This is a genomic window from Modestobacter sp. SYSU DS0875, from assembly GCF_054050915.1.
Window position 1 is genome coordinate 36,398 of sequence record NZ_JBJHAH010000033.1, and the last position, 8,265, is coordinate 44,662.

8 protein-coding genes are annotated in these 8,265 nt (G+C 73.9%); 4 read left to right on the top strand and 4 right to left on the bottom strand.

The window, feature by feature from the left end:
- Nucleotides 1-18: 18 nt before the first annotated feature.
- Nucleotides 19-441, top strand: a complete 423-nt coding sequence (locus ACI79Y_RS16820; RefSeq protein WP_457159592.1) for an organic hydroperoxide resistance protein — start codon at nt 19-21, stop codon at nt 439-441.
- 210 nt (nt 442-651) lie between these two features.
- Nucleotides 652-1,416 (top strand): SDR family NAD(P)-dependent oxidoreductase, encoded by a 765-nt coding sequence (locus tag ACI79Y_RS16825; RefSeq protein WP_457159593.1) that lies wholly within the window; start codon nt 652-654, stop codon nt 1,414-1,416.
- A gap of 65 nt (nt 1,417-1,481) precedes the next feature.
- On the opposite strand, the gene bar is transcribed toward ACI79Y_RS16825, so the two are convergent.
- The 4 genes from bar to ACI79Y_RS16845 are packed head-to-tail and all read right to left on the bottom strand — an operon-like array spanning nt 1,482 to nt 4,940.
- Entirely contained in the window at nt 1,482-2,585 is a 1,104-nt protein-coding gene (gene bar, locus ACI79Y_RS16830; RefSeq protein WP_457159594.1) for a barbiturase, read from the bottom strand.
- A 19-nt stretch (nt 2,586-2,604) separates the two neighbouring features.
- Nucleotides 2,605-3,555 (bottom strand): carbamate kinase, encoded by a 951-nt coding sequence (locus ACI79Y_RS16835; RefSeq protein ID WP_457159595.1) that lies wholly within the window; start codon nt 3,553-3,555, stop codon nt 2,605-2,607.
- Nucleotides 3,556-3,601: 46 nt separating this feature from the next.
- Complete coding sequence (locus ACI79Y_RS16840) at nt 3,602-4,060, bottom strand: hypothetical protein (protein WP_457159596.1); 459 nt, start codon at nt 4,058-4,060, stop codon at nt 3,602-3,604.
- A 52-nt stretch (nt 4,061-4,112) separates the two neighbouring features.
- A complete protein-coding gene (locus ACI79Y_RS16845; protein ID WP_457159597.1) occupies nt 4,113-4,940 on the bottom strand; it encodes a PHP domain-containing protein in 828 nt (275 codons plus the stop codon).
- A 77-nt stretch (nt 4,941-5,017) separates the two neighbouring features.
- On the opposite strand from ACI79Y_RS16845, the gene ACI79Y_RS16850 reads away from it, so the two are divergent.
- Both ACI79Y_RS16850 and ACI79Y_RS16855 read left to right on the top strand, forming a co-directional pair.
- On the top strand, nt 5,018-7,258 hold the full coding sequence (locus ACI79Y_RS16850) for a RecQ family ATP-dependent DNA helicase (RefSeq protein ID WP_457159598.1): 2,241 nt from the start codon (nt 5,018-5,020) through the stop codon (nt 7,256-7,258).
- A gap of 53 nt (nt 7,259-7,311) precedes the next feature.
- A complete protein-coding gene (locus ACI79Y_RS16855) occupies nt 7,312-7,941 on the top strand; it encodes an alpha-ketoglutarate-dependent dioxygenase AlkB (RefSeq protein WP_457159599.1) in 630 nt (209 codons plus the stop codon).
- Nucleotides 7,942-8,265: the final 324 nt, after the last annotated feature.

Consider the following 8,265-nt stretch of genomic DNA (forward strand, 5'->3'; position numbering starts at 1 on the left):
CCGAGCCAGGAGATCCCCATGCCCGCCGTCTACACCGCCGTCGCCACCTCGACCGGGGACGGCCGTAACGGCCACACCCGCTCCGATGACGGCTTCGTCGACCTCGACCTGGCAGTGCCGAAGGAGATGGGTGGCCCGGGTGGGGCGACCAACCCCGAGCAGCTGTTCGCCGCCGGTTACGCCGCTTGCTTCCACTCCGCGCTGAAGGCGGTCGCCGGTCAGCGGAAGGCGCCGATCTCCGACTCCGCCGTCACCGCGGAGGTCGGCATCGGCCGCACCGACGACGGCGGGTTCGGGCTGGAGGTCGCACTGCACGTCGAGCTGGGCGGCGTCGACCAGGCGACCGCGGACGCCCTGGTCGAGGCCGCGCACCAGATGTGCCCGTACTCCAACGCCACCCGCGGCAACGTGCCGGTGACGCTGGAGACGACCGTCGCCTGACGCGGGCGGGAGCATCGCAGCGAGGTCTGCGAGCGAGGAGCGGACCGGCTGCGGAAGGCGCCCAGTGCGCACCGTCGCCTGACGCGGGCGGGAGCGTCGAGGCTCTCGTCAGCCTTTCCCCGGGGTCGCCGGGCTGCAGACCCGCGGGTGCACGTGGGCGGTTTCGCCCGCTGAGGTGTGCGGTGCCACGCCCGGTGGCACAGACGGTGGGTGTCCCGCGTCCTGATCACCGGCTCCACCGACGGGCTCGGCCTGATGGCCGGGCAGCTGCTGGCCGCCCAGGGCCACGGCGTCACCCTGCACGCCCGGAACGAGTCCCGCGCCGCCGACGCCCGGGCGGCGCTGCCCGCCGCGGAGGCGGTGGTGGTCGGTGACCTGTCCACCCTCGCCGGGATGCGGTCGGTCGCGGACCAGGCCGGCCGCTACGACGCCGTCGTCCACAACGCCGCCGTCGGCTACCGGGAGCCCCGGCGGATCGAGACCGAGGACGGCCTGGCGCACGTGTTCGCGGTGAACGTGCTGGCCCCGTACCTGCTCACCGCGCTGATGCCGCGACCGGACCGGCTGGTCTACCTGGGGTCGGGGATGGCTCGCGGCGGGACCCCGGCGCTGGACGACCTGCAGTGGACCCGGCGACGGTGGAACGGCTCGCAGGCCTACGCCGACAGCAAGCTGTGGGACGTCGTCCTCGCGTTCGCCGTCGCCCGGCGGTGGCCCGACGTGGCGTCCAACGCCGTCGAGCCGGGCTGGGTGCCGACGAAGATGGGTGGTGCCGGTGCGCCCGACGACCTCTCGCAGGGCCCGGTCACCCAGGCGTGGCTCGCGGCCGGCGACGACGCCGAGGCGCGGACCAGCGGCGGCTACTGGTACCACCAGCGGCGCCGGGAGGCCCACCCGGCGGCGGCCGACATCGCCGTCCAGGACGGCCTGCTGACGGCCTGCGCCGAGCTCACCGGCGTCCCGCTGCCTCCGTGATGCGCGAGGTCTGCGATCTCGGGCTCTCCGGTGGGGAGAAGGCCCGAGATCGCAGACCTCGAGGACTACGCCTTGATGATCGCGGCGACCGGGCCGCCGCCGCTCGGGCCCTGGTGCACCGCGGCCACCGACACGAACACCGCCGGGTCGCCGGTCACCGACGCGGCCACGCCGCCGACGGTGGCCTTGATCTGCCGGTGCCAGAAGACGTCGGAGTCGTCCAGCATCGCGTTGCGCCGGCCGCGCACGTAGCCGGTCGGGTCGGCCTCGCACTTGAGGAAGACGTTGACCAGCCGGTCGCCCAGGTCGCTGACGTGCGGCCGCTCGGGCAGGTCCATCCCCGCCTCGCGGATGGCGTTCCAGATGCCGTCCTGGTCCAGCGCGTCCTTCATCACCGAGTGGCCGATCCGGTAGGCGCCGCCGTGCCCGCGGGCGTTGCCGACGACGACGATCTGCGCCCGGTCCAGCTCCACGCCCGACGAGCAGGACGCAACCGCGCTGAACAGCGACAGGTCGCGCATGACCTGCTCCTGCGTCGGCATCTCGATCTCGCCCAGCGCCACCGCGATGCCCAGCGCCGTCGTCCCGTTGGACAGGTCCATCGAGCCGTGCGGCTCGTCGTAGTAGGTGTCCTTGCCGCGGGACTTCGCCTCGCGGATCGTCTCGATGGTCAGCAGCGGTGTCTTGGTCTGCACGTAGTGGACGTCGGCCGGGTCGGTGATGCCCGCTGCCTCCATCGCCCGGCGCACGCCCTCGGCGACCTTCTCCACCATGGCGATCCGGCCGATGTCCTCGGGCAGCAGCACGTCGCTCATCGCGTAGCCGACGGTCAGCCGGGGCTCGTCGGTCTTCTCCACCGACTCCTCGGGCAGCGTGGCGAAGATCGTGGCGTGCGGGCTGATCACGCCGTCGGTGCCGCCGGACCACACGATCGGGATCTCGCCGACCTCCTCCTTGCTCCGCGAGCCCTTCTCCAGCAGCACCTCGCGGAAGGCCCGGTCGGCGATGATCCGGGTGTAGTCGTTGACGCCGCCGTTGCCCTCGGTCTTGCCGATGACGGCGACGACCCGGTCGGCCTCCATGACGCCGTCGTCGATGAGCTTGGCGAGCTCGGAGGCGTCACTGACGTTGTGCAGCGGGACCTTGCGGACCTCGATCGGTGCGGGCACGGCGGTTCTCCTCGTTGGCTCAGACGGTCAGGACGGTGCCGACGTCGTCGGTGACGGCGTCGGAGATGTGCTCGAGCGAGGTGATGACGGCGCGGGCGCCGGGCCGGCGGTCGACGAAGCGGAGCGCGGCCTCGACCTTCGGGCCCATGCTGCCGCGGGCGAACTGCCCGGCCGCGGCGTGCGCCCGCACCTCGGCGACGGTGACCCGGCCCAGCGGCCGGGCGGCCGGCGTGCCGAAGTCGACCATCACGTTCGGGACGTCGGTGGCGACCACCAGGGTGTCGGCGCCCAGGTCGGCGGCGAGCAGGGCCGCGGTCAGGTCCTTGTCGATGACCGCCTCGACGCCACGCAGGGCGCCGCCGTCGTGGCCGTCGACCACCGGCACGCCGCCGCCCCCGGCGCAGACGACGACGAATCCGGCTCCGGCCAGCGCCCGGATCGCCGGGACGTCGACGACCGACTGCGGCTCGGGGGAGGCGACCACGCGCCGCCAGCCGCGCTCCCCGCGGTCCTCCCAGACCTGCCCCAGCTCGATGAAGTGCTGGGCACGGTCCCGCGGCAGGTGCCGGCCGACCGGCTTGGTCGGCGACCGGAACCCGGGGTCGGCCGGGTCGACCAGCGTGCGGGTGACCAGGGCCGCGGTGCGCTGCGGCATCCCGCGGGCGGCGAGCGCGGCGTCCAGCTCGTCGGCGAGGGTGAAGCCGATCGTCGCCTGGGTCTGGGCGACGTTCCAGTCCAGCGGGACCGGGGGCACCTCGTGCGCGGCCAGCTCGTTCTTCACCAGCAGGTTCCCCACCTGCGGACCGTTGCCGTGGGTGACCACCACCTCGACCCCGGTGGCGACCACGGCGGCCAGGTGCCCGGCGGCGACGGCGATCGCGGCACGCTGCGCACCGGGCGTGGCCGACCCGTCGGGGCCGGTCATCGCGTTGCCGCCCAGGGCGACGACCACGCGGCGGGGAGAGGTCACCCGCCGGACCCTAGCGGCAGGATGCCTTAGCGGTGAAGTACCCGCGTCAGGCGGCGACGGTGTGGTGCGCGTCCTCGACGGGGAGGGCGAACTCGTCGGTGACGGCCGTGGCCAGGCGGGCGGCGTTCCGGTGCACCGGGAGCGGGGGCAGGGCCGGGAGCTCGGAGGGCAGCAGGACCCGGATCTCCTCGGGCTCCGCGACAGCCTCGTCCTCGTCCTCGTGGACGGCGACGTTGGCGGCCGGCTCCTCGGCCTGCGCCCCGGCCTCCTCGCCGGCTGCGGCGTCGTCCACCGTGTCGTCGTCCACCGTCTCGACGGCGACGGCGACGTCGTCCGCGGGGACGTCGTCCGGCTCGGCCGGGGCGGGCTCGGCCTCATCCCAGTGCTCGGCGAAGTCGGCGATCAGCTGCATGGCCTCGTCGTGCAGGCGCTCGACCCGCTCGCGCCCGGCAGCGGCCATCTCCGCGAACGAGACGACGTCCTGGGTGGTCTGCAGATCGGTCACATGGGTGTTCTCGGCAGCCCCGGCGCGGACCGTTACCTCCGGGTTCCGTTACTCAACGGCGCCAGAAGTCGAAGCGGTCCCGGCCGGGCCGGAAACCGGCCTGCTCGACGACGTCGACCGCGAGGTCGAAGCGCTGCCCGACCAGGTGCGGCTGGTGGGCGTCGCTGCCGAAGCTCACCGCGTCCCCGCCCTCCTCGCGGTACCAGCGCAGCAGCTCCACCGACCACAGCGGGCTGGTCGTGTTGACCTCGAGCGCGCGGCCGCTGCCGGCCAGCGCCCGGAAGACCGCCCGGTACTCCTCCTCGAACTCCGCCTCCGGGTAGGCATCGCGCCCGCCGGGCCAGTAGCGCCGCGGGTAGTCGCAGTGCGCCAGCACCTGGAAGACGTCGCTGCTCTCGATCATCCCGACCATCTCGGCGAGGTAGCGGCGCATCGTGGCGATCACGTCGGTGCCCGGTGCGTGCAGCAGCCGGTTGACGCCCATGAGCCGGCCGTCGACCGGGAGGGAGTGCAGCGACCCCAGGATGCGGTCGACCGGGGAGGCGCCGAGGTGCGCGGCGACGCTGGCCCCGAACAGGTGCGGCTCGCCGGCCTCCACGCCGGACCACACCCGCAGCTGGGGATAGCGCTGCCGGGCCTCCCAGATGGTCTCGGCGTAGAGGTCGACGTCGATCGGCAGCTGGTTGGCCGGGTGCCGGTCGGTCAGGCCCTGCGCGGTGGCGCGGTCCGCGGCGTCCCAGAACGTGAAGTCCAGGTGCTCGGTGAAGGCGATCGCGGGCAGGCCGATCTCCACGGCGCGCGCGCAGGCCCGCAGGAGCGAGGCCCGTGGCCCGGTGTCCCAGGAGAACTCGCTGTGCACGTGGTTGTCCGGCGGCAGCATCAGTCGCCATCCAACCGTTCGCCCACAGTCTCCGCACACCGGGTCCCGTTGTCGGTCCCGGCGCCTACGGTCGGGGCATGAGCACCACTGTCGAGACCGATCTGGCTGACGAGGCGCTCGGCGTCCTGCGCGAGCTGACCGGGCGCGGGGACGCCGTCTTCCGCGAGGGGCAGGACGCCGCCGTCACGGCCCTGGTCGAGCGGCACGAGCGTGCGCTGGTCGTGCAGCGCACGGGCTGGGGCAAGTCCGCCGTCTACTTCGTCTCCACGGCGTTGCTCCGCCGCCGCGGCGCCGGGCCGACGCTGCTGGTGAGCCCGCTGCTCGCGCTCATGCGCGACCAGGTGGCGGCCGCCGCCCGGGCCGGCATCAAGGCGGTGGAGATCTCCAGCTCCAACGTCACCGAGTGGGACGACGTCAACGCCCGGCTCGCCGCCGACGACGTCGACGTCCTGCTGGTCTCCCCGGAGCGGCTGACCAACCCCCGGTTCCGTGACGAGCAGCTGCCCGGTCTGGTCGACCGGTGCGGGCTGCTGGTGGTCGACGAGGCGCACTGCGTCTCCGACTGGGGGCACGACTTCCGCCCCGACTACCGGCGCATCCGCGACCTGCTCGGCCAGCTGCCCGCGGGCACCCCTGTCCTCGCCACCACGGCGACGGCGAACGAGCGGGTGGTCGACGACGTCGCCGAGCAGCTCGGCGCCGGCGGGGTGGAGGTCACGACCGTCCGCGGTCCCCTGGCGCGGGACTCGCTGCGCCTGGGCGTGCTCCGGCTGGACACCGACCGGGCGCGGCTGGCCTGGCTCGCCGCCCACCTGGGTGACCTGCCGGGCAGCGGCATCGTCTACACGCTCACCGTCGCCGCGGCCGAGGAGACGGCGGCGCTGCTCCGCGACGCCGGGCACGAGGTGCGCGCCTACACCGGCCGGCTCGACGACGCCGACCGCAAGGACGCCGAGGAGGCGTTGCGGGAGAACCGGGTGAAGGCGCTGGTTGCCACCTCGGCGCTGGGCATGGGCTTCGACAAGCCCGACCTGGGGTTCGTCGTCCACCTGGGGGCGCCGTCGTCGCCGGTCAGCTACTACCAGCAGGTCGGGCGCGCCGGCCGCGCCGTCGAGCACGCCGACGTGCTGCTGTTGCCCGGCCCCGAGGACATCGCGATCTGGCAGTGGTTCGCCACCTCGTCGATGCCGCGGGAGGACCACGCGGCGGCGGTGCTCACCGCCATGGCCGACGGCAAGGCCTGGTCGGTGGCCCGCCTGGAGACCGTGGCCGACGTCCGCCGCTCCCGGCTTGAACTGCTGCTGAAGGTGCTGGCCGTCGACGGCGCGGTCGAGCGGGTGCAGGGCGGTTGGCGTTCCACCGGCGTCCCGTGGGTCTACGACGCCGACCGGTACGCCCGGGTCACCGCCACCCGGGAGGCAGAGCAGCGGTCGATGCTCACCTACGCCAAGCCGGTCGACACCGCCGAGTGCCGGATGGCCTTCCTGCAGGAGGCGCTCGACGACCCGACCGCCGCCCCCTGCGGCCGCTGCGACGTGTGCGCCGGCCCCTGGTACGCCACCGACGTGCCCGCCGGCGCCGCCGAGGCGGCCTCCGCCCGGCTGGACCGGCCCGGTGTGGAGCTGGCGCCGCGCGCCCAGTGGCCCACGGGTGCCGACCGGCTCGGGGTCGAGGTGAAGGGCAAGATCGCGCCGGGTGAGCAGGTCGCCCCGGGGCGCGCCGTCGCTCGGCTCACCGACCTCGGCTGGGGGCAGCGGCTGCGCACGCTGCTCGGTGACGACGGGGTCGGCGGGGTGGCGACGTTGGCCGACGACCTCGAGGCCCCGCCCCTGGAGGAGGACCCGGACGCCGCCTACGACGTGAGCCACCGGGTGATCCGCCCGGGGCTGCCGACCGACGCACCGCCGGACGAGGAGCTGCTGAAGGCCTGCGGCCGGGTGCTCGGCGCCTGGGACTGGGCGCAGCGCCCGGGAGCGGTCGTGGCCATGCCCTCGCGGCGGCGGCCGGCGCTGGTCACGGGGGTGGCCGAGGGGCTGGCCCGCATGGGCCGGCTGCCCTACGTCGGCACGCTCGACCTCGCGCACGGCGGGCCGACCGGCGGGCCGGGAGGCAACAGCGCCTTCCGGCTGGCGGGGGTGTGGCAGCGGATCGTCGTCGGGCCCGAGCTGCGCGAGCAGCTCGCCCGGCTGGGCGACGCCCCGGTCCTCCTCGTCGACGACCTGGCCGACTCGCGCTGGACGATGACCGTCGCGGGCCGAGAACTACGGCTCGCCGGGGCCGGGTCGGTGCTGCCCTTCGCGCTGGCGCTCTCCGCCTGAGGTTGTCCACAGGTTTTCGAACAACTGTGCGAAACCGGGGGTAGCCTCCTGCCATGTCGCTCGCGCACCAGCCGTCCATGTGGGACGTCGCCGAGGAGCCGGCACTGACGCCGCTCGCCGGTCGGGTCACCCGCCACCAGCTGAGTCGTGGCGCCTGGATCGACCACCTGCCCGGTTGGGTGGAGGGCTCCGACGCCGTGCTCGATGTGCTGCTGGGCGACATCGGCTGGCGGGCCGACCGGCGGCAGATGTACGACCGCGAGGTCGCCGTGCCCCGCCTGCTGCGCTGGTACGGGGGTGGCGAGCAGCTGCCACACCCACTCCTCACCGCGGCCCGGCGCAGCCTGGACGCGCACTACGGCCCCGAGCTCGGTGAGTCGTTCGTCAGCGCGGGCATGTGCCTGTACCGCGACGGTCGCGACAGCGTCGCGTGGCACGGCGACCGCATCGGGCGCAGCCGCTCGGCGGACACCATGGTCGCCATCGTCTCCTTCGGCTCGCCCCGCCCACTCCTGCTGCGCCCGGTCGGTGGCGGCGAGAGCCTCCGCTTCCCGCTCGGTCACGGCGACCTGGTCGTCATGGGCGGCTCCTGCCAGCGCACCTGGGAGCACTGCATCCCGAAGACGACGAAGGCGGTCGGACCGAGGGTCAGCGTCCAGTACCGCCCCCGCGGGGTGGCCTGAGCGCCGTCCTCCCAGGTCAGCGGGCCTCTGGCGTCTTCGGCGGACCCCCAGGGACCCCCCGGTTTGCAGGGCCCTCAGAGGGCGTGTAATGTTCTCTCTGCACCGAGCGAGAACAGACCGGGCCGCAAGGCCTGGGAAACCGCCGGCCGAACCCCCTGAGGGTGAGCCGCTGCGGAACTCGGTGTACAGTGGGAACACCGCCACGAACGAGGGCCGAAGAGATTCGGTTGGGTTTCGTGCGCGTCCGCTCCTTGAGAACTCAACAGCGTGCCGAAAGTCAGTGCCATATAGTTAAACCCCCATTCGGCCTGGTCGTTCTGCGAT